Annotated in this window: 18 protein-coding genes and 1 tRNA gene; 6 read left to right on the top strand and 13 right to left on the bottom strand. The window is 62.8% G+C overall.

The window, feature by feature from the left end:
- Nucleotides 1–28: 28 nt before the first annotated feature.
- Nucleotides 29–104 (bottom strand) — tRNA-Thr (locus tag BQ8794_RS11605).
- 340 nt (nt 105–444) lie between these two features.
- Between BQ8794_RS11605 and BQ8794_RS11610 the strand changes: the two genes are divergently transcribed.
- A complete protein-coding gene (locus BQ8794_RS11610) occupies nt 445–1,668 on the top strand; it encodes a hypothetical protein (protein ID WP_167378709.1) in 1,224 nt (407 codons plus the stop codon).
- A gap of 3 nt (nt 1,669–1,671) precedes the next feature.
- On the opposite strand, the gene BQ8794_RS11615 is transcribed toward BQ8794_RS11610, so the two are convergent.
- Together BQ8794_RS11615 and BQ8794_RS11620 are read right to left on the bottom strand one after the other, a co-directional pair.
- Nucleotides 1,672–3,273: a cisplatin damage response ATP-dependent DNA ligase gene (locus tag BQ8794_RS11615; RefSeq protein WP_077377113.1), complete on the bottom strand. Its 1,602-nt coding sequence runs from the start codon at nt 3,271–3,273 to the stop codon at nt 1,672–1,674.
- 241 nt (nt 3,274–3,514) lie between these two features.
- Nucleotides 3,515–4,525, bottom strand: a complete 1,011-nt coding sequence (locus tag BQ8794_RS11620; protein ID WP_077377116.1) for a ligase-associated DNA damage response exonuclease — start codon at nt 4,523–4,525, stop codon at nt 3,515–3,517.
- A 216-nt stretch (nt 4,526–4,741) separates the two neighbouring features.
- On the opposite strand from BQ8794_RS11620, the gene BQ8794_RS11625 reads away from it, so the two are divergent.
- Nucleotides 4,742–5,074 carry a hypothetical protein gene (locus tag BQ8794_RS11625; protein WP_077377118.1) on the top strand — a complete coding sequence of 111 codons (333 nt, stop codon included), beginning with the start codon at nt 4,742–4,744 and terminating at the stop codon, nt 5,072–5,074.
- Here BQ8794_RS11625 and BQ8794_RS11630 read toward each other — a convergent pair.
- The 7 genes from BQ8794_RS11630 to BQ8794_RS11665 form a co-directional block, all read right to left on the bottom strand.
- Complete coding sequence (locus BQ8794_RS11630) at nt 5,071–6,012, bottom strand: 2-hydroxyacid dehydrogenase (protein ID WP_077377121.1); 942 nt, start codon at nt 6,010–6,012, stop codon at nt 5,071–5,073. The genes BQ8794_RS11625 and BQ8794_RS11630 overlap by 4 nt on opposite strands.
- Before the next feature lie 31 nt (nt 6,013–6,043).
- Complete coding sequence (locus BQ8794_RS11635; RefSeq protein WP_077377124.1) at nt 6,044–7,675, bottom strand: ABC transporter ATP-binding protein; 1,632 nt, start codon at nt 7,673–7,675, stop codon at nt 6,044–6,046.
- A complete protein-coding gene (locus BQ8794_RS11640) occupies nt 7,672–8,811 on the bottom strand; it encodes an ABC transporter permease (RefSeq protein WP_077377127.1) in 1,140 nt (379 codons plus the stop codon). The genes BQ8794_RS11635 and BQ8794_RS11640 overlap by 4 nt, the downstream gene beginning before the upstream one ends.
- On the bottom strand, nt 8,811–9,905 hold the full coding sequence (locus BQ8794_RS11645) for a microcin C ABC transporter permease YejB (protein ID WP_077377130.1): 1,095 nt from the start codon (nt 9,903–9,905) through the stop codon (nt 8,811–8,813). The genes BQ8794_RS11640 and BQ8794_RS11645 overlap by 1 nt, the downstream gene beginning before the upstream one ends.
- A gap of 279 nt (nt 9,906–10,184) precedes the next feature.
- Nucleotides 10,185–12,053 (bottom strand): extracellular solute-binding protein, encoded by a 1,869-nt coding sequence (locus BQ8794_RS11655; RefSeq protein ID WP_077377133.1) that lies wholly within the window; start codon nt 12,051–12,053, stop codon nt 10,185–10,187.
- On the bottom strand, nt 12,053–13,930 hold the full coding sequence (locus BQ8794_RS11660; protein ID WP_077377136.1) for an extracellular solute-binding protein: 1,878 nt from the start codon (nt 13,928–13,930) through the stop codon (nt 12,053–12,055). Before BQ8794_RS11660 ends, BQ8794_RS11655 begins: the two co-directional genes overlap by 1 nt.
- Nucleotides 13,931–14,087: 157 nt before the next feature.
- On the bottom strand, nt 14,088–14,777 hold the full coding sequence (locus BQ8794_RS11665) for a c-type cytochrome (protein ID WP_077377139.1): 690 nt from the start codon (nt 14,775–14,777) through the stop codon (nt 14,088–14,090).
- Nucleotides 14,778–14,970: 193 nt separating this feature from the next.
- On the opposite strand from BQ8794_RS11665, the gene BQ8794_RS11670 reads away from it, so the two are divergent.
- The 4 genes from BQ8794_RS11670 to BQ8794_RS11685 all read left to right on the top strand — a co-directional run bounded on the left by BQ8794_RS11670 (nt 14,971) and on the right by BQ8794_RS11685 (nt 18,183).
- Complete coding sequence (locus tag BQ8794_RS11670) at nt 14,971–15,699, top strand: 3-deoxy-manno-octulosonate cytidylyltransferase (RefSeq protein WP_077377143.1); 729 nt, start codon at nt 14,971–14,973, stop codon at nt 15,697–15,699.
- A gap of 27 nt (nt 15,700–15,726) precedes the next feature.
- Nucleotides 15,727–16,590 (top strand): prephenate dehydratase, encoded by an 864-nt coding sequence (locus tag BQ8794_RS11675; protein WP_077377146.1) that lies wholly within the window; start codon nt 15,727–15,729, stop codon nt 16,588–16,590.
- A 44-nt stretch (nt 16,591–16,634) separates the two neighbouring features.
- Nucleotides 16,635–17,438, top strand: a complete 804-nt coding sequence (locus tag BQ8794_RS11680; RefSeq protein WP_077377149.1) for an alpha/beta hydrolase — start codon at nt 16,635–16,637, stop codon at nt 17,436–17,438.
- 91 nt (nt 17,439–17,529) lie between these two features.
- Nucleotides 17,530–18,183 carry a glutathione S-transferase family protein gene (locus BQ8794_RS11685; RefSeq protein ID WP_077377152.1) on the top strand — a complete coding sequence of 218 codons (654 nt, stop codon included), beginning with the start codon at nt 17,530–17,532 and terminating at the stop codon, nt 18,181–18,183.
- A 584-nt stretch (nt 18,184–18,767) separates the two neighbouring features.
- On the opposite strand, the gene BQ8794_RS11690 is transcribed toward BQ8794_RS11685, so the two are convergent.
- The 3 genes from BQ8794_RS11690 to BQ8794_RS11700 are packed head-to-tail and all read right to left on the bottom strand — an operon-like array spanning nt 18,768 to nt 20,478.
- Nucleotides 18,768–19,061 (bottom strand): Dabb family protein, encoded by a 294-nt coding sequence (locus tag BQ8794_RS11690; RefSeq protein WP_077377155.1) that lies wholly within the window; start codon nt 19,059–19,061, stop codon nt 18,768–18,770.
- A 20-nt stretch (nt 19,062–19,081) separates the two neighbouring features.
- Nucleotides 19,082–20,023: an NAD(+) diphosphatase gene (nudC, locus tag BQ8794_RS11695; protein WP_077377158.1), complete on the bottom strand. Its 942-nt coding sequence runs from the start codon at nt 20,021–20,023 to the stop codon at nt 19,082–19,084.
- A gap of 35 nt (nt 20,024–20,058) precedes the next feature.
- Nucleotides 20,059–20,478 (bottom strand): HIT domain-containing protein, encoded by a 420-nt coding sequence (locus BQ8794_RS11700; protein ID WP_077377518.1) that lies wholly within the window; start codon nt 20,476–20,478, stop codon nt 20,059–20,061.
- Between the last annotated feature and the right edge of the window lie 30 nt (nt 20,479–20,508).

Genomic DNA, 20,508 nt, shown 5'->3' on the forward strand with positions numbered 1-20,508 from the left:
AGAAAGCGTAATGATATCAGTGGATTAGTGGTGCCGCTTAGGTGACTCGAACACCTGACCCCATCATTACGAATGATGTGCTCTACCAACTGAGCTAAAGCGGCCCGGGAAGCCAAGGCCTCCAAGATGCGCTGGGTGATAGACGCAACCTGCCACAAATTCAAGATGGGACTTGGCAATTCGTGTCGCCTCGTCCCGGGCCTATAGGCGACCGCCCACCGATCTCGCCATGAGGTCGCGCGAAGCCTCAACGCCAGGTTGCGCGCGGTCGCGTTGGCGCTGCATCGGGAAACCGGCGAAAAATGTTGATTCCTTTACTGAAAACCACCGAAATCGGCTTTGGATGCATCGCCAAGGCAGAATGCGGCCGCTGGCCCGTTGATTGATCGGTCGCCTGCGGCTAACGATCATGACAATGTGACCGTACGTGCAGAGGGGTCCCCGTTGGACGCGATCGAAAAAGCGATCCGGAATGCCTTCGAGAAAGGCAATGCCGAAGACCGCGCGTTTCGCGAGCGGGTCTACCGATCGGCCTTCGCCGCACTTGATCGTGCCCTGCAGGCCAACCCGAACGTGACGGTGGAAGTCGCCATCAAGCGCCGCAAGGCGGTGCAGGCCAAGATAACCGAAATCGAATCCGAATTCCTGCCGGCGGTTCCCGCTGTCGGCCGGCCGACCGATGATGACGCTGCAGCACCGGCTGTGGAGCAGCCGGCTGGCAGCGAAGCCGATGCCGAACCCGAGGCCGATGCCGAACCGGATGCCGGCGCCGACGCTGAACCGGCGCCGTCGCCCGAGGTCGTTGTCGACGCTCCGGTGGAGCCTCCTGCGCGCCCCGTTTCCGACGCGCCCCAAGCTTCCGATGCGCCGCGCTCGCGCGTCTTGCCGGTCGTTCCCGACATCATGCCCGAAGCGGTTTTTCCCGGTGCGCCGGAGATCGACATGTCGTCCCCTCCATCGGCCGGAGACGCCGACGCAGAGGTGATGCCCGACCGCGACGACAGGCGGGTGAGAGGCCCCCGCCTGCCTCTCACCGCGATCTTCCTCGGCGTGACGCTGCTCGCAGCCGCCGGCATCGGCCTCTATTTCGCTGCCCAGACCGGCGTCTTCAAGTCGGCGGCCGAACTCGACACCGCCCCGCCGCAAACGCCACCGACGGTGGAAGACGATGATTTCACGCCGCCAGGCGACACGGCCCCGCCGCTGAACTCCGGCGAGGCGGATGAGGCGCGCGACTGGATCAATGTGTTTTCACCGAGCGACCCGACGCTTGTCAGCGCGCCTTCGGATGCCAAGGCCGAAGTCATGCAGGACGACAGCGGTTCCTTCCTGCGCATCCGGTCGGGCGCCTCCGGTTCGGCGATCAGCTTCGACGTCGAGCAAGGCGTCCTGGAGAAACTCGCCGGCAAGCACGCCACGTTCGACATCATCGCCCGCTCCGAGGAGGGCCAGGAGACGCAGATCTCCGTCGACTGCAATTTCGGCGAACTCGGCGACTGCGGCCGCAAGCGCTACGCGGTCGGCCACGAGCGCAACGAATACCTCTTCGATGTGCGGTTTCCCGACAAGCGTCCGGGCGCTGCCGGCACCATCGCCATCAATTCCGACTTCGACAAGCAGGGCAAGTCGGTCGATATCTACGAGATCCGCGTCGCGATTGTTCCTTGAGCCTCAGGTATCAAGCAGCGCCTGCAGCGTCTCGATGCGGTCGGCTTCGGCCGCCGGCTTGTCCCAGCGCAGCCGTGAAATGCGCGGAAAGCGCATGGCGACGCCGGATTTGTGCCGTGTCGAGCGATTGAGCCCTTCGAACGCCACCTCCATCACCAAGCCTTGTCCGCGGTCGGCCCGCACCGAGCGGACCGGGCCGAAGCGCTCAATCGTGTTGTCGCGGACATATTTGTCGATCTGCCTCAGTTCCTCATCGGTGAAGCCGAAATAGGCTTTCCCTACCGGCACCAGTTCCTCCGATCCTTCCGGGCCGGACCACACGCCGAACGTGTAATCGGAATAAAAACTCGAACGCTTGCCGTGGCCGCGCTGGGCATACATCAGCACGGCGTCGATTGTGTGCGGATCGCGCTTCCATTTGAACCATGGGCCTTTCGGCCGGCCGGTGAGATAGGGCGAATCCCAGCGCTTCAGCATCACGCCTTCGATGACCGGATGCAGCGGCTTGCGGCGCAATTCCTCCAGCGCCTGCCAGTCGGTGAATTCGACCAGCGGCGAAAGATCGAAGCGGCTCGGATCGAGTGTCTGCACGAAGGCTTCGAGGCGGCCGCGCCGCTCGCGGAAAGTGTGCGCGCGCAAGTCCTCGTCGCCGATCTGAAGCACGTCGTAGCAGCGCATGAACGCCGGATATTGCTGCTGGATCTTCGGCGTCACGCTCTTGCGGTTCAGCCGCTGCTGCAGGTCCGAGAACGTGCCGGTCGCCCGCAAGGGATCGCCGACCAGAAGCTCGCCGTCGAGGGTGGCGGAAAAATTCATCGCCTCTGCGAGGTCAGGAAAAGCCCCGGAGACATCGTCGCCGGTGCGCGAGTAGAGCCGGCGAACACCGCCTTCCGAGACGGCCTGGACGCGGATGCCGTCCCATTTCCACTCGGCGGCGTAGTCGGCCGGGTCGAGCTTTTCGAGGTCGCCGTCACCGATCGGGTTCGACAGCATCACCGGCCGGAACAGCGCCAGCGCTGTCTTTTCGGGTTTGTCCGCCTTGCCTTCCAGCCAGGCGAACAACTCGGCATAGGGCGGCGTCAGCCCATGCCAGAGTTCTTCGATCTCGGCGACGTCGACCTTGCCGAGATCGGCCAGTGCCTGCTTGGCCAATCGCGCCGAAACGCCGATGCGCAGGCCGCCGGTGACCAGCTTGATGATGGCGAAGCGCGCCGAGATGCTGGCGCTGTCGAGCAGCCGGGCCAGCACCTTCGGCCCGTCGGAACGGCTCGCCGCCTGCAGCTTGGCGACGACCTCGGCGAGCGTCGGCTCATGGTTGGCGACATCCGCCGGCGATTGCGGCCAGACCAGCGACACCGTCTCCGCCAGGTCGCCGACATAGTCGTAGGAATAGCCGAACAGCACCGGGTCCATGCGCTCCATCACCAGCGCGCGCAGCATCGCCGGCTTGACCGCCGCGATGGTCAGGTCGCCGGTGATCGCAGCCAGCGCCAGGCCGCGATCCGGATCCTCGACGCTGCGGAAATAATCGGTCAGCAGCGTCAGCTTGCCGTTGCGCGACGGCGTCAGCACGAGGCGGTCGAGGAGTTCGGCGAACCGGTTCATGATGCGGGCCGCGCCAATGGGCCAGCCTTGCGTTCTGTCGCGCGCCCCTCTGTCCTGCCGGACATCTCCCCCACTTGGGGGGAGATCGGATGGCGTCGCCGGTTTCGCCAACCATCAACGTTGCAGAACGAGCGCCGGCGAAGAAGCTGCCAATCTCCCCCCAAGTGGGGGAGATGCCAAGTTTTGGCAAAGAGGGCAGGCCAGAGGGGGGCGCCGTAGAGCGCTACATCGGCCGTGACCATCAATCGCCCTCGTCCTCGTAGCCAACGAGATGCAGCGGTCTCGCGGCGATGCCTTCGAGTTCGCACCAGCGCACCAGGGCCTCCTCGCGGCCATGCGTCACCCAGATTTCCCCGGCGCCGGTTTCCCTTATCGTGGCGGTCAGTTCGTCCCAGTCGGCATGGTCGGAAACGATCAGCGGCAGCTCGACGCCGCCCTGCTTGGCGCGCTGGCGGATGCGCATCCAGCCGGACGCAAAGCACGAGATCGGATCGGGAAAGCGCCGCGCCCAGCGGTCGGCGAAGGCCGAGGGAGGGCCGACCACGATGGCGCCGGTGAAATCCTCCTTGCGACTGCTTTCGACGGTCGCCGGCTCCAGCGTCCCGAGTTCGATGCCCTGGCTCTGATAGTAGTCGCTGAGCTTGGCCAGCGCGCCGTGGATATAGATTGGCCTGTCGTAGCCGGCGTCGCGCAGCAAGCGCATGACGCGCTGCGCCTTGCCGAGCGCATAGGCGCCGACCAAATGCGCGCGTTCGGGAAACTGCGCCGTCGATTTCAGCAGGCGGGTGATCTCTTCGGTATCGGGCGGATGGCGGAACACCGGCAGGCCGAAAGTCGCCTCGGTGATGAACACGTCGCACTTGACCGGTTCGAACGGCTCGCAAGTCGCGTCCCTCTGGCGCTTGTAGTCGCCCGAAGCGACGATGCATGAGCCCTGATGCACGACCTCAATCTGCGCCGAGCCCAGCACATGGCCGGCCGGATGGAAGGTTACGGTGACGCCGTTCAGCGCAATCGCCTCGCCAAGTGCTGCCGCTTGCGTCGTCCCGGCAAAACCCTCGCCGTAGCGCAGTCCCATGATGTCAAGCGTCTGTTGTGTGGCCAGCACCGAGCGGTGGCCGGAACGGGCATGGTCGGAATGGCCGTGCGTGATCAGCGCCCGGCTGACCGGCCGCACCGGATCGATGAAGAAATCGCCGGGCGGGCAATAGAGGCCCTCGGGCCGGGGGTGAAGCAGGTCGCTGGCGCGCATGGCTCCAAGATAGTTGCTAATTCCGGCGCGGGAAGCCTGTTGCAAGTGACTGCTGACTCGGCATACAGGCAACTGCCGGCGGGACTTCCATCACGAAATCGCATCAGGCCTTGTCCGGCGACCCTTTTCGTTCACCTGCGCCACGCGTGGCAGCGGCTGCGAAAAGGTCCGATTCGCATGCCCGAAAGGGCTGGACACCGACATGGAGGACGTTGCATGCGCTGGAACTTGGTGGTCTTGTTATCTTGCCTGGCAATGGCCGGTTGCGTCGGCACCTCGATTGCCGAGCGACAGGACGCGAATGTCCAGTCCTCGCTGCAATATGACAGCGTGCCTTGCGATCAATTGCTGGCGCAACGCAACGCGCTGGCGCAGCGACATCGTCTTCCGCAGGACGCCAAGCCGTCCTTCTCCGATCCGGGTGTGGGCCTCGGCCCGTTCACGCCGGACACCCGCTCCGAGGCCCAGCGCGAGGTCGAACAAGCCAGCGGCCGGATCGACGCCATGAACCGGTCGATCGCCCGCCGCGAATGTGGCAAGCCGGGTTAATACCCCGCGTTGCGATCGACGACGTTCTCGAGCTTCTCGCCGCGCTCGAAGGCGGCCATCTGGCGCAGCATGATCGGCACCAGATGCACGGGATCGGAGGTCGCCGCCGCATGCGGCGTCACGAACACTTTCGGGTGGCTCCACAGCCGGCTGGTCTTCGGCAGCGGCTCGACCTCGAACACGTCGAGACTCGCCTCCTTCAGTGTGCCGTCCTCCAGCGCACGGAGAATGTCGGCGTCCTTCTGCAACTTGCCGCGCCCGGCATTGATCAGCACTGAGCCGCCGAGGCCGTTGCGTTTCCTCAACTCCTTCAGCACGCCGTAATTGATGATGCCTTGCGTCTGCGGCGTAAGCGGCAACAGCACCACCAGGATGTCGGTGGCGTTGAGGAAGGGGATCAATCCGGCCTCACCCGCATAGGTTGAAACGCCGTCCATCGGCCGCTCGCTGCGCGACCAGCCATTGACCGCAAAGCCGAGCGACAGAAGCACCGACGCTGCCGCGCGGCCAAGCGTGCCGAGCCCCATGATGCCGACGGAGATGTCGCCGGCCGGCCGCTGCGGCGACTCGTGCCAGATCTTCTTTTGCTGTTGCGCCCGGTAGAGCATGCCTTGACGGTGATGATCGAGCACCCGCCAGACGACATATTCGGTCATGTACTGGGTCAAATTGTCGGCCACGACCTTGACGATCGGCACGTCGGGCAAAGTGGGATCGGCGAAGATGTGGTCGACGCCGGCGCCGATCGAAAAGACAGCGCGCAGATTGGGCAGGGACGACAGAAGGTTCGGCCGCTGCTTCCAAACCACCGCATAGGTGATCGAAGGATCGCTGGCGCCTTCCGGCTCGAGCACCACCTCGCGTTCGGCCGCCAAGAGTTCGCGCCAACGGCCTGGATGGATACCGGTGAGGGCAAGCAGGACACGGCCTTTTTCCATGGCGGGTTCTTTTTCCTTTATGCGGTACAGCCTACTCGCTGACGATGCCGACCGGTGCCGTTTCGATCCTGAATGCGGCCGAGATCAGCGCCTTGGTATAGTCGGTCTGCGGCCGTTCGAAAATCTGTTCGGACGGGCCGGCTTCGACGATCCTGCCATTGCGCATGACGATGACGTCGTTGGCAAGCGCACGGATGACCTTGAGATCGTGGCTGATGAACAGATAGGCGAGGTCGTGCTTCGCCTGCAGGCTGCGCAGAAGGTCGACCACCTGCGCCTGCACGCTCATGTCGAGCGCCGAGGTCGGCTCGTCCAGCATGACGAAGCGCGGGTTGAGCACCATGGCGCGGGCGATGGCGATGCGCTGGCGCTGGCCGCCGGAAAACTCGTGCGGATAGCGATTGCGCGTGGCGGGATCGAGCCCGACTTCCCCGAGCACATCGACAATGCGCTTGTCGCGCTCATCAGGCGACAGCTTCGGCTCGTGGATCTTCAGCCCTTCCTCGATGATCTCGGAGACCGACATGCGCGGGCTCAACGACCCGAACGGATCCTGGAAAACGATCTGTAACTCGCGCCGCAGCGGCCGCATGGCGTTGAATGACAGCTCGTTGATGTCGCGCCCGTTGAACTGAATGGTTCCGGTCGACGAGATCATCCTGGCCAGCGCCAGGCCGAGCGTCGTCTTGCCCGAGCCGGATTCGCCGACGACGCCGAGCGTCTGGCCGGCGCGTACGGCAACGTCGATGCCGTCGACCGCCTTCACATTGTCGACGGTGCGCCGGAAAAAGCCCTTTTTGATCGGAAACCAGACTTTTATGTCCTGGCCGGTCATCACTGGCCTGGCGGCCGCGTTGGCGGCGGGCGGCTTGCCCTTCGGTTCGGCGGCCAAAAGGTGGCGCGTGTAGCTGTGCTGCGGGTTGGCGAAGATTTCTTTCGTCGGCCCGGTCTCGACGATCTTGCCCTTGGTCATCACGCAGACCCGGTCGGCGATCTTTCTGACGATGCCGAGATCGTGGGTGATGAACAGCATCGACATGCCTTTGCGGCTCTTCAGTTCCGCGAGCAGTTCGAGGATCTGCGCCTGCACGGTGACGTCGAGTGCGGTCGTCGGCTCGTCGGCGATCAGCAGTTCCGGCTCGTTGGCCAGCGCCATGGCGATCATGACGCGCTGGCGCTGGCCGCCGGAAAGCTGGTGCGGATAAGCGTCGAGCCGCTTCTCCGGCTCGCGGATGCCGACCTCGTTGAGCAGCTCCAGCGTGCGCGCCTTGGCTTGGCGGTCACCCAGGCCCTGGTGCAGCGTCAGCACCTCGACGATCTGCTGCTCGATCGTGTGCAGCGGGTTGAGCGAGGTCATCGGCTCCTGAAAGATCATGGTGATCTTGTTGCCGCGCACGCGGCGCAATGCCTTCTCGTCGGCAGCGAGCAGATCGGCGCCCTGGAACAGGATCTTTCCCGACGGATGGCTGGCGGCCGGATAAGGCAGCAGCTTCAGCACCGACAGCGCCGAGACCGACTTGCCGGAGCCGGATTCGCCGACCAGCGCCACCGTCTCGCCCTTGGCGATGTCGAAGGAGATGTGGTCGACGGCCATCGACTGGCGGCCTTCCTGCGCGAAGGCGACGCTGAGATCGCGCACCGAGAGGAGAGGGGCTTCGCTCATCTGAACGTCTTGCGCGGATCGAAGGCGTCGCGGGTCGCCTCGCCGACGAAGACCAGCAGCGACAGCATCAGCGAGATGACGACGAAGCCGGAAATGCCCAGCCATGGCGCGTTGAGGTTGCGCTGCGCCTGCTTGAGAAGCTCGCCCAGTGAGGCCGAGCCGGGCGGCAAGCCGAAGCCAAGGTAGTCGAGCGAGGTCAGCGTCGAGATCGAGCCGCTGAGCAGGAAGGGCAGGAAGGTCAGCGTCGCCACCATGGCGTTGGGCAGCAAATGCCGGAACATGATAGTACCGTTGGGTACGCCGAGCGCGCGGGCGGCGTTGACATATTCGAAGTTGCGGGCGCGCAGGAACTCGGCCCGCACAACGCCGACCAGCGCTACCCAGGAGAACAGCAGCATCAGCCCGAGCAGGATGAAGAAGCCGGGCGGCAGGATGGCGGCGACGATGAGGAGCAGATAAAGCACCGGGATCGCCGACCAGATTTCTATGAAGCGCTGGAACAGAAGGTCGGTCCAGCCGCCGAAATAACCCTGCAATGCGCCGGCCGTCACGCCGATCACCGCCGAGCCGGCGGTGAGGATCAGACCGAACAGCACCGAGACCCTGAATCCGTAGATGACGCGCGCCAGCACGTCGCGGGCCTGGTCGTCGGTGCCCAGCCAGTTCCAGTTGCCGACGACGCAATTGGGGTCGGCGGCACCTTGCGGATACTGGTTGCAACGTGTCTTGACGTCATAGAGCCAGGACGGCTTGGTGGGCGCCGCCTCGGGAATGGCGTTGTTGACGGTCCGGTAGGAGTAGCGGACCGGCGGCCAGATCATCCAGCCATGAGCATTGATCTCGTCCTGGATGACCGGGTCGCGATAGTCGGTGACCGCATAAAAGCCGCCGAACTTCTCCTCGGGATAAGCGACAACGACCGGAAACAGGATCTCGCCCTTGTAGGAGACGAGGACCGGCTTGTCGTTGGCGATCCATTCGGAAAACAGCGACAGCACGAAAAGCACGAGGAAGATCCACAACGACCAGTAGCCGCGCCGGTTAGCCCTGAAATTCTGCAGCCGCCGCTGGTTTAGCGGCGACAGCCAGGGCCGTGCGATCCGCTCCGGCGCCGTTTCGGCTGCGGCCCCGGCCATCAGACGTCCCTCCGCTCGAAATCGATGCGCGGGTCGACCCAGGTATAGATCAGGTCGGACAGCAGCCCGACGATCAGGCCAAGCAGCGAGAAGATGTAGAGATTGGCGAATACCACCGGATAGTCGCGCTCGACCACTGACCTGAAACCGAGCAGACCGAGGCCGTCGAGCGAAAAGATGTTCTCGATCAGCAGCGAGCCGGTGAAGAAGGCCGAGATGAAGGCGCCGGGAAAGCCGGCGACGACGATCAGCATGGCGTTGCGGAAGACGTGACCGTAGAGAACCCGCCGTTCCGACAGACCCTTGGCGCGCGCGGTCACCACATATTGCTTGCGGATTTCCTCGAGGAACGAATTCTTGGTCAGCAGCGTCGTGGTGGCGAAGGCCGACAGCACCAGCGCCGTCAGCGGCAAGGTCATGTGCCAGAGATAGTCGACGATCTTCGCCGGCCAGGACAGTTGGTCCCAATTGTCGGAGGTGATGCCGCGCAGCGGAAACAAGTCGTAGAACGATCCGCCGGCAAACAGCACCATCAGCAAGATGCCGAACAGGAAGCCCGGAATGGCGTAGCCGACAATGACGACGCCGCTGGTCCATACGTCGAATGCCGAGCCGTCCTTGACGGCCTTGCGGATGCCGAGCGGGATCGAAATCAGGTAGGACAGCAGCGTGATCCACAGCCCGATCGAGATCGACACTGGCATCTTTTCCAGGATCAGATCGATCACTGAGATGTCTCGGAAATAGCTGTCGCCGAAATCGAACCGGATATAGTTCCACAGCATCATGCCGAAGCGCTCGAGCGGTGGCTTGTCGAAGCCGAACTGCTTTTCCAGCTTGGCGATGAATTCGGGATCGAGCCCTTGCGCGCCGCGATATCTCGAACCGGCGTCGCCGGCCACGTCAAAATTGCTGGCGCCGGCGTCACCACCGCCGCCGCCAAGGCGGTCGCTGCCGCCCTGGTTGGTCAGCCGGGCGATGATCTGCTCGACAGGCCCGCCCGGCGCGAACTGGATGACGGCGAACGACACCGCCATGATGCCGAACAAGGTCGGGATCATCAGCAGGATGCGGCGCAGGATATAGGCGCCCATCAGGCGTTGTCCTCCTCGAGGAAGAGCACTGTGTCTGGAGGGTCCCCCAAGGCAATCGCGTCAGACCAATTGTCGACGGCAGCGCCGCCCCTCATTGTCCTGCCGGACATTTCTCCCCGTATAGCGACGGGGAGAAAGGGGCCGGCCGGAGTCTCGGCGCTTTTTCTACAACGCTTGTGATTGGCAAAACCATCGATGAAGGCGCCCTTCTCCCCGTCACTATACGGGGAGAGGATGCCGGCAGGCAGGTGAGGGGCGGCGCCGACGCCCGCAAGAAATTCACCCTTTGCCAATCTTTGCCGCCTTGTCCTTGTCGAACCACCACAGCGCCTCGACCGGAAAGCCGAAATCGGGCTTCTGCTCGGGAAAGCCGAAAATGTCCCAATAGGCGACTCGGTGATTCGCGAGATAATATGTTGGAATCCAGTCTAGCCGCGCGCGCAAGACCCGGTCGAGTGCTTTGAGCGCCGTGACCAGTTCGATCCGGCTCTGCGCCTTGCTGGCTGCCTCGATCAGCGCATCGATGGCCCGGCTTTCCGTGCCGGGATAGTTGCGCATCCCCGGCGTTTTCGCCATCCGGGAATCATAGAGTATCTCCAGGCCGTCGGCAGTCGGCGTCGCCCCGATCGACCACGCTAGCAGGGTGAAATCGAAGTCGAAATTGCTTTGCCGCTGTTCATATTGCGTCGAATCGACCTGCCGGATCGAAGCGTCGATGCCGATCGTTTTCATATTCTCGGCCCAGGGCGAGAAAAGCCGAACGATGCCGTCGTCCTCGGCCAGCATTTCCACCCGCAGTCGCTCGCCCTTTTCATCGACGACGAAATTGCCCGCCCGCTTCCAACCGGCTTCGGCAAGCAGTCTCGAAGCAGCGCGCAGCAGCTTGCGGTCGTGGCCCGAACCGTCGGAGACAGGCTGCATCACCGCTTCGCCGAAGGTTTCCGGCGGCAACTCGGCTCGGAACGGCTCAAGCAGGGCCAATTCCTCGGGCGAGGGCAGGCCCTCGGCCTTGTAATCCGACCGCTCGAAGTTCGATTGCGAGCGCTCGTAGGCGCCGTAAAACAGAACCCGCCTGGTCCATTCGAAATCGAAGCAATTGGCGATCGCGCGTCTGACGCGCACATCGCGGAATTGCGCACGACGCTGGTTCAGCGCGACAGCCTGCATCGATGGCGTTTTCTCGCCGGGAAATTCGCGTTTGACGACCCGGCCGTCCTTCAGCGCCGGAAAGTCGTAGCCGGTCGCCCATACCCGCGAGGTAAATTCCTCGCGAAAATGCGTGTCCCCCTTCTTCAGGGCTTCAAACGCTGCCTGGCGATTGATGTAAAAATCGATGCGGATGCGGTCGAAATTATAGAGGCCGCGGTTCACGGCCAGATCCCTGCCCCAATAGTCAGCGACGCGCTCATATTCGACGGTCTGTCCGGCCGCCACGCGCCCTATTTTGTAAGGTCCGGAGCCGAGCGGCGGTGTCATCGTCGAGGCATCGAAATCATTGACCGTATAAAAGGCTTTGGACACGATCGGCATGGCGACGATCGCAAGGATATTCTGCGCCGATTGTTTGCCGTTGAAGGTGAGGTCGACGGTTGCCGGATTGGCCGCAACCGCTTCCGTCATATGCCGCAACGCCTGGGAGAGGTTCGGATGGCCCTTGTCCTTGTACAGCTTCAATGCGAAGGCGACGTCCTCCGCGGTCAGTGGCGAGCCCTCATGGAAGCGCGCTTGCGGTCGCAGGCTGAAGCGGAAGCCATTGCGGTCCGGCGATAAGGTAACTGACTCGGCAAGCCGGCCATAGACCGTATCCGGCTCATCGAGTGCGCCTGCCATCAGCGAATCGAAACAGAGTTCGGTGCGCGGCGGCGACTCCCCCCTCAATACCAGTGAATTCAGCGTGTTGAACGTCAGGAAGCTCTGATTGAAGGTGGAGTTCGGCGGTGCGAAATTCATCTGGCCGCCCTTGGGCGCGTCCGGATTGACATAGTCGAAATGGCTGAAACCTTGGGGATATTTGAGGTCGCCGAAGGCCGACAGGCCGTGCAGTCTGACGCCGGTCGGGATGGCGGCGAAAGCCCGGCCGGGCAGCAAAGCTGCCGCCGTGGCCGCAGCGCCTAGGGCCAGAAAGTCGCGGCGGGGGAGCGCCGCCATCAATTGCCACTCTTGTATTTTGCCGCCAGCGCCTTTTCCTTGTCCGGATCGATCCACCAGGAATTCTGGTCAACGCCGCTATAGGCCGGCTGCTTTTCCGGGATGCCGAACTTGTTCCAGTAGGCTATCCAGACCACCGACCGATGGTGTTGCGGCACGACATAGTAATTCCAAAGCAGCACCCGGTCGAGCGCATGGGTGGCGGCAACCAGATCGTCGCGGTCGGTCGCAAAGATGACGCGATCGACCAGCGCATCGACGACCGGATTCTTGATGCCGGCGTAGTTGCGCGATCCAGGCGTGTCGGCGGCCTTGGAACTCCAGAAGTCACGCTGCTCGTTGCCCGGCGAATCCGACTGCCCCAACTGCGATATGGTGACGTCGAAATCGAAATTGTTGACGCGGTTGATGTATTGGGTCTGGTCGATCAGCCGCAGCGTGGCGTCGACGCCGATCTTGCGCAGATTGGCGATGTAGGGACTGGAAAGGACCTGGTCGGTATCGTTCCAGCCGAGGATTTCGAACTTGAAAGGCTCGCCCGTCTTGGCATTGACCATCTTGCCGCCCTTGATCACCCAGCCCGCCTTGGCGAAGAGATCGACCGCAGTCTTGAGATACTTGCGTTCCGCCTGTGGCGAATCGTAGACCGGCAGCTTGAATTCTTGGGTGAAGACTTCGGGCGGCAGCTTGTCGCGATATTGCTCGAGGATGTCCAGTTCCTTGCCTTGCGGCAGGCCGCTCGATGCCAGTTCGGTGCCTTGGAAGTAACTGCTGGTACGGGTGTTGGAACCGAAGAACAAGGTACGATTCATGCTCTCGAAGTCGAGAGGGTAAGTCAGCGCGGCGCGCACCAGACGATCCCCAAACAGCGGACGCCTTGTGTTGAGCATGAAGGCCTGCATCGGCTCGGGTGAGGCGGTCTTGAATTCCTGCTTGATGACGTCGCCTGCCTGGACCGCCGGGAAATTATAGGCGGTGTTCCAGCGCCTCGAACTGTTTTCCGGCCTGATGTCATGCAGTCCGCCCTTGGTGAAGGCTTGCCAGGCGGCATTGTCGTCGAGAAAATAGCTGAAACGCTGCCTGTCGAAATTCTCGCGGCCGATCTTCACCGGCAGTTTGGCAGCCCAGTAGTCCGGAACCCTCTGCCAGATGATTTCAGAGCCCGGCTTGAAGCTGGCGATCTTGTACGCGGCCGAGCCGAGCGGCGGCTCCTGCGTCGGCCTGGTGACGTCGCGCTTCTTGCCGTTGGCGTCGGTGCCTTCCCACCAATGCTTCGGCAGCACAACGAGATCGCCGAGGATTTTCGGCAACTCCCGGTTGCCCTTCTGGTTGAAATGGAACTCGACTTCGCGGTCGGAAACCGCAATCGCCTCGGTGACATTCTCGAAATAGCGGCTGTACATCGGGCTGTTGGCCTTCAGCACCTGAAACGACCAGATCACATCGTCGGTGGTGATCGGCTTGCCGTCATGCCATTTGGCCCGCGCATCGAGACGGTAGGTCGCTGACGAATAGTCGTCCGGATGTTTGTAGGCGTCGGCGATCAGCGGATGGCTGACGCTGCCTTCGTCGGTTGCCTGCTCCATCAGCGTGTCGTAGAGCAATCCGCCGCCGAACGGGGCGAAGCCAGCCGCGGCGGAACCCTGGACGATATACGGATTGAAGCTGTCGAACGTGCCGAGCACCACCGAATTCAGCGTGCCGCCCTTCGGCGCGTCCGGATTGACGTAATCATAGTGCTGGAAGCTGTCGCCATATTTGGATTCGCCGATCAGCGACGAGGTGGTGCGCCATTCGTCCGCGAAGGCTGCCTGCAGGCCGCCGGCGAAAGCCGCCACAACCAGCATCGATCTGAGAACCGTTCGGCCAACCGTCATGCCTTCTCCTGTGCGATAGCTGCTAGCGGACAATCTAGTTCATTTGACGCTCATGAAAACCGCGCCAGCCCGGCTTTGTCGCCGCACGTGCGCTTTTCCCATTGAAAAAGCCGGGCTGAACCCGGCTTTTTCAAGGAATGTTTCGATTACAATTGCGTTATTGCGCCGGAGCTGGTGCCGGAGCGGCAGGGGCTGGCGCAGCAGGGGCCGGAGCTGGTGCGGCCGGTGCTTCACCCTCTGCCGGCTTGGCCGGCGCGGCGCCTTCGGCGGGCGCGGCTGCATTCTCGGCCGAAGCGCCGGGTGTCGGCAGCGGCTTCGGGCTGTCCGACAGCGTGCGCAGATAGGCGATGACGTTGGCGCGGTCCTCGTCCTTCGGCAGGCCGGCGAAGCCCATCGCCGTGCCCTTCACCAGCTTCTTCGGCGCGAGCAGGAAATGATTGAGGTTGTCGTAGGTCCACTTCTCGGCGCCGCCCTTGGAAAACTCCTTCATCCCCGCCGAATAGGCGAAGCCCGCATGCTCGGCGACGGGACGATCGACGATGTCCCACAGATCAGGGCCGACCTTGTTCGGCCCGCCTTTTTCGCCGGTGTGGCAGGCCTGGCACTTCTTGAACACGGACGCACCCGCCTCGACATTGGCGTTGGCCAGGAGGTCGGCGATCGGCTTGGCTTCGGCGGGGGCTGCCGGGCCGCCCTCGGCAGGCTCCTCGGTCGCCTCGATGGCGTAGCCGGGTTTTTCCGGTGCCGGGGAGGCGAACAGGGCGTCGGACACGATGCCGACCGAGAAGACGACGAACACGGTTCCGAGCAGACCGCCGATCAGCTTGTTGATTTCGAAAGAGTCCATACGCCCCAGGCTCCCTTTTCCGGCGGACCGATCCGTCCACTCCGTCCGTCGGTAGTCGTGAACCACCCCGCGAGGCGGTCAAATCGGGCGGAAACTAGGTCTTTTGCTCTGGCGTTGCAACACATATAAGGGCGCTTCCAGTGAGACCTTTTGCCACTTTTGCCTTGCTCTTTTTTGGATGCTTCATCACCCGATGTCCACGCTCATCCTCATCCCGGCCCGCATGGCCTCGACCCGCCTGCCGGGCAAGCCGCTGGCCGACATCGCCGGCGTTCCGATGATCGTCCATGTCGCCCGCCGCGCCGCCGAGGCCGGACTCGGCCGGGTGGTCGTCGCCACCGATACTGTCAGCGTGGCGGAGGCGGTGCGCACGCACGGTTTCGAGGCGGTGATGACGCGCGTCGGCCACGAATCTGGTTCCGACCGCATCTTCGAGGCGCTGGCCACGCTGGATCCCGGGCGTGAGGTCGAAACGATCGTCAACGTGCAGGGCGACCTGCCGACCATCGATCCCGACATCATCAAGGCCGCGCTGAAGCCTTTCGAGGACGCGACGGTCGACATCGCCACGCTCGGTATCGAGATCGTCCGCGACGAGGAAAAGACCAATCCGAATGTCGTCAAGATCGTCGGCTCGCCACTGTCTGAGACACGGCTGCGGGCGCTCTACTTCACCCGCGCCACCGCACCCTGGGGCGATGGGCCGCTCTATCATCACATCGGCCTCTATGCCTATCGCCGCTCAGCGCTCGAGCGCTTTGTCGCGCTGCAGCCGTCGCCGCTGGAACGGCGCGAGAAGCTCGAGCAGTTGCGGGCGCTGGAGGCCGGCATGCGCATCGATGCCGAGATCGTAAAGTCGGCGCCGTTCGGCGTCGACACGCCGGACGATCTCGAACGCGCCAGAACCGTCCTTTCAACCTGAGACATTTGGACACCTGAGACATTTGGCATGCCTGAAAAAACCAACAGAATAGCCTTCCAGGGCGAGCCGGGCGCCAATTCCGACACCGCCTGCCGCAACATGTTCCCTGATATGGAGCCGTTGCCGTGTCCGACCTTCGAGGACGCCTTCAATGCGGTCGAGACCGGCAAGGCCGACCTCGCCATGATCCCGATCGAGAACACGATTGCCGGGCGCGTCGCCGACATCCATCATCTCCTGCCGGAATCGAAGCTGCACATCGTCGGCGAATATTTTTTGCCGATCCATTTCCAGCTGATGGTTCTGCCGGGCGTCAGGCGCGACGAGATCAAGACCGTGCATAGCCACATCCATGCGCTCGGCCAGTGCCGCAAGTATATCCGCAAGAACGGCTGGAAGCCGGTGGTCGCCGGCGACACGGCGGGCGCCGCCAAGCTGGTCGCCGAGCTGAAGGACCGCACCATGGCGGCGTTGGCGCCGGCGCTGGCCGCGACGCTCTATGGGCTCGACATCATCGAGCAGAATGTCGAGGACACCGACAGCAACGTCACCCGCTTCGTCGTGCTGACCAGGAACAGGCAGTGGGCCGAACGTCCCTCGGCCGATGCCAGGATGATGACGACGTTCATCTTCCGCGTCCGCAACGTGCCGGCCGCGCTTTACAAGGCGATGGGCGGCTTTGCCACCAACGGCATCAACATGACCAAGCTGGAGAGCTACCAGCTCGGCGCATTCACGGCGACCCTGTTTTACGCCGATATCGAGGGTCATCCCGATGATCCGCTGGTCAAACTGGCGCTCGACGAGCTTGCCTTCTTCTCGCGCGAAATGCGGATACTCGGCGTCTACCCGGCCAGCCAGTCGCGCGAGCAATGGAAGGTGGCGGATTAGCTCAGCGCCTTGCCAGGTGACGACCATCGGGCGACATTCCTGCGATGTGGCTTTTGAAACTGACGCTCGCGGTCGCTGGATTGTATGCGGTGATTGTTGCCGTCGTGTATGTGCTCCAGTCCTGGCTGATCTTTCCAGCCGGCCTTGCGGCTTTCGGACCCGATCTGCCGGCCGGGGCACGCCATGTCGAGCTGGCGACTGAGGGTGGCGAGCGCGTCGTTCTGGTCCGCCTGCCGGCAAGGCAGGCGCCGGCCGAGCCACGCCCGCTGCTGCTGGGGTTCGCCGGCAACGCCTGGAACGCCGACGCACTTGCCCTCATGCTGCACCAGCTATTTCCCGAACATGAGGTCGCTGCGCTGCACTACCGCGGCTATGCGCCAAGCAGCGGCAGCCCGTCGGCCGCGGCCCTGTTCGAGGACGCCCGACGCGCCCATGACCAGCTGGCCGGCGATGCCAAATCCGGCATCGTCGCCGTCGGCCTTAGCATCGGCGCTGCGGTCGCGGTCGATCTGGCGACGGCCCGGCGCCTGCGCGGCATCGTCATGGTTACTCCCTTCGATTCGCTCAGAGAACTCGCCGCACACCACTATCCCTGGCTGCCGGTGCGCCTCTTGCTGCGGCACCGCATGGAAGCGGCTGAAGCTCTGCGCGGCCTCGACGTGCCGACGGCGGTCATCACCGCCGAGAACGACACCATCGTACCTGCGGCGCGTTCGGCGCCTCTGCGCGCGGCTGCCCGTGACCTGCGTAGCCACATCGCCATAGCGGCTGGCCACAACGACCTCTATGGCCATCCCGACTTCGCCGAAGCGCTACGCGCCTCCGTCGCGGCGGTCATGCGCGATTGAAAAACAGTTCCCGGATGTCGGAATTCCGGCGCGACATACGTCCTTTGCTTGCCGCAGTCGAAGAAGGGAGACGACGAGATGAGGCCTGCCAATGACCCCCACCATCACCGCCTTTGAACGGTCGCCCGATCGCGGCAGGGGACTGGCGCGTGACATGCGGGTTCGCTGGGCGCTTGAAGAAGTCGGCCTGCCCTACAAGGTTCGTCTCGTTTCGTTCAAGGCGATGAAGGAACCCGCGCATCTCGCGCTTCATCCTTTCGGGCAGATTCCGACCTATGAGGAAGGCGATCTCGCGCTGTTCGAGTCCGGGGCGATCGTGTTCTATATCGCCGAGCGCCATGCGGGCCTGCTGCCAGACGAGGCGAATGCCCGGGCGCGCGCAATCTCATGGATGTTTGCCGCGCTCAACACCGTGGAGCCGCCGATCCTTGAACGCCAAACCGCCGTGCTCCTGGAGCGCGACGAAACCTGGCACGAACAGCGCCTGCCTATGGTCGATGATCGCATCCGTGACCGGCTGGGCGAGCTTTCCGGTCGCCTTGGCGATGCCGACTGGCTCGATGGCGCCTTCAGCGCCGGAGACCTGATGATGGTGCACGTGCTGCTAAGATTGAGCGGGTCGGGGATACTGGACGAATATCCGAACCTCTCCGCCTATGTCGCCCGTGGCGAAGCCCGGCCCGCCTACAAGCGTGCTTTCGCCGCTCAACTGGCGATTTTCACTGGCAAGTCGCCGACCGGCTGATAAAGATCTGCAATCGGCCGAACTTGCTCGTTCAGAAAGGGCAATGGCCATTTCTATAAAAGTGCAATCTCGTGAAAGAACCGCCGTTTATGCGCAGACTCATAAAAATCCTAATAGTTTTTGCCTTTGTTTTTGAGATATTATGTTTGTTCTTTTTGTCAAAAGGCATTGGTGGTTACTTAGTTATATCTAGCCCAGGAGATTTTTATGAAACCTTGGGACTAAGACGTTTGCTGTTGGTTTTACTGATGTTTGGTACGGCCTATATGTACTTAAAATATGAGAGTCATAATGATAAAATCATCCGAGCGAATCTTCCGCACCTATCAATTAAAACGGTGAGATTTTCTCAGATTGGGATGATTTTTGTAATGGCGTCTATCGCTTGGTTAGTATCATAAAAAAGCACTGACGTAGGAGAAGCGCTCCGCCCTCTATAAATTTTGCAAATAAGAGCGGAGTGGGTGCCCTCGTCGGACTTCCTGCACTAGGCGGTTTCAGCGTTGGCTTGGGTACAGATCGACACGTACCCTTTGATAAGCAAGCTATAGTAAGCTTCTCTGGATACTGATTGAACTCTGATCCTAGCTCAGCAGCGCGTAGTCGATCTCCAAAAACGCCGCGACCTCCGGGATCCAGCGGTCGCGGACGAAGGCGACGTGTTCGGGATGGTCGTTGTAGCCGGAATAGGCAGCCTGGTCGGCGAACTCCATCGAGAAGCCGAAGCGATAATCGTTCTTCGGGCTGACCTGCCGCAACTGCTCGAATTTCTCGACGCCCGGTATCGCCGCCAGTATTTTGGCGTCTTCCAGAAATTTTGCCTCCTCGGCCGAGCTCTCCTTGTGCTTCAGCCTGAACACCACTGTATGACGGATCATTTTTGTTTCCCTCTGCAAGGCTATGCGCTGTCTGCCCAGGCGCGGATGAGGTTGTGGGCGATCGCCCCCTTCGGCGGCGTGACCAGGTCGCCCGCATGCTCGCGGGCCAGCATCGACAGCACCTCGTCGCGAAAGAACCAGCGGCAGTCTTCCAGCTCGTTGAGGTCGGCCTGGATGTCCTCGTTGAGCGGCTCGCCGAAGCAGCCGATCATCAGCGAATACGGAAACGGCCAGGGCTGGCTGGCGTGGTAGACGACGCGGCCAAGCCGGATGCCGGCTTCCTCCAGCGTTTCACGGCGCACCGCCGCCTCGATCGTCTCGCCAGGCTCGATGAAGCCGGCAAGCGCCGAATACATGCCGGGCGCGAAATGCCGGCCGCGGCCGAGCAGGCATTTTTCACGCGTCGCCGTCAGCATGATCGCCACCGGATCGGTGCGCGGAAAATGCTCGGTGGCGCAGGCCGGGCAAAGCCGCTTGTAGCCGCCGGCCCGCATCGCGGCTTCAGCGCCGCATTTGCTGCAGAAGCGGTGGCTGGCATGCCAGGCGAGCAATGCAGCTCCTTGCGCCATCGCGCCGGCCGCCGCCTCGTCGATCAGCCCCTGCATATAGACCGAGCGATAGTCGATGGCCTTGATGGTATCGGGCAGCTGTTCGGGGTCGACGCCGGCCGGCACCGCGAGCACCGGGCCGCTGTCAGAAAAACCGAGCAGGACGCCACGCTCGAGCGACGCCTCGAGCGGCTGGCTTTCCCCGGCGCCGAACCAGGGGTCGAAGCCGCCACCGCTGAGCTTCAGATAAAGCCGCCCGCCATGCATCAGCAAAAGCCTGGCTGAGGGATCGGCGAGCGCCTTTTCGACGGAATCGTCGGCGCGGTTTTCCGATTGCCGATCGATCACATTGCCGGCGAAGCCGACGAACTGGCTCGGCTCGCGCAAGGGCGCGTCAAACAGGCGGAAGCTCATCGGAGACTCAAGTTCAAGATGGACACGGGACAGGCTTATAGCGCCGCCTTTATCTTCTGCGCAAACCGGCGCAGGTCGGAGCGCTCATAGGGCTCGCGCATGCCGTGCCCCCACACCGGGCCGGGCCAGCCGGGATCGCCTTCCGAGCGCGCGACGACATGGACATGCAATTGACGCACGATGTTGCCGAGGGCGCCGCTGTTGATCTTGGTGCAGCCGGTCACTGTCTTCAGCGCCTGCGCCACCATGTTGGTCTCGAACGTCAGCATCGCCTGGTCGAGCGGCGTCAACTCATGGATTTCCTCCGCGCCCGGTCGCTGTGGCACCAGAAGCAGCCACGGCCAGCGGCGGTCGTTCATCACCCGCAACTCGCACAGGCCGAGCCACATCAACTGCTCGCTGTCGGCCTCCAGACGAGCATCCAGCGTGAATCCGGCCTCGAGGCCCGGCGACATCGGCGTTTCCTTCACTTTTGTAGTATTTTT

The sequence above is a fragment of the Mesorhizobium prunaredense genome (assembly GCF_900156895.1).
GTDB lineage: Bacteria > Pseudomonadota > Alphaproteobacteria > Rhizobiales > Rhizobiaceae > Mesorhizobium > Mesorhizobium prunaredense.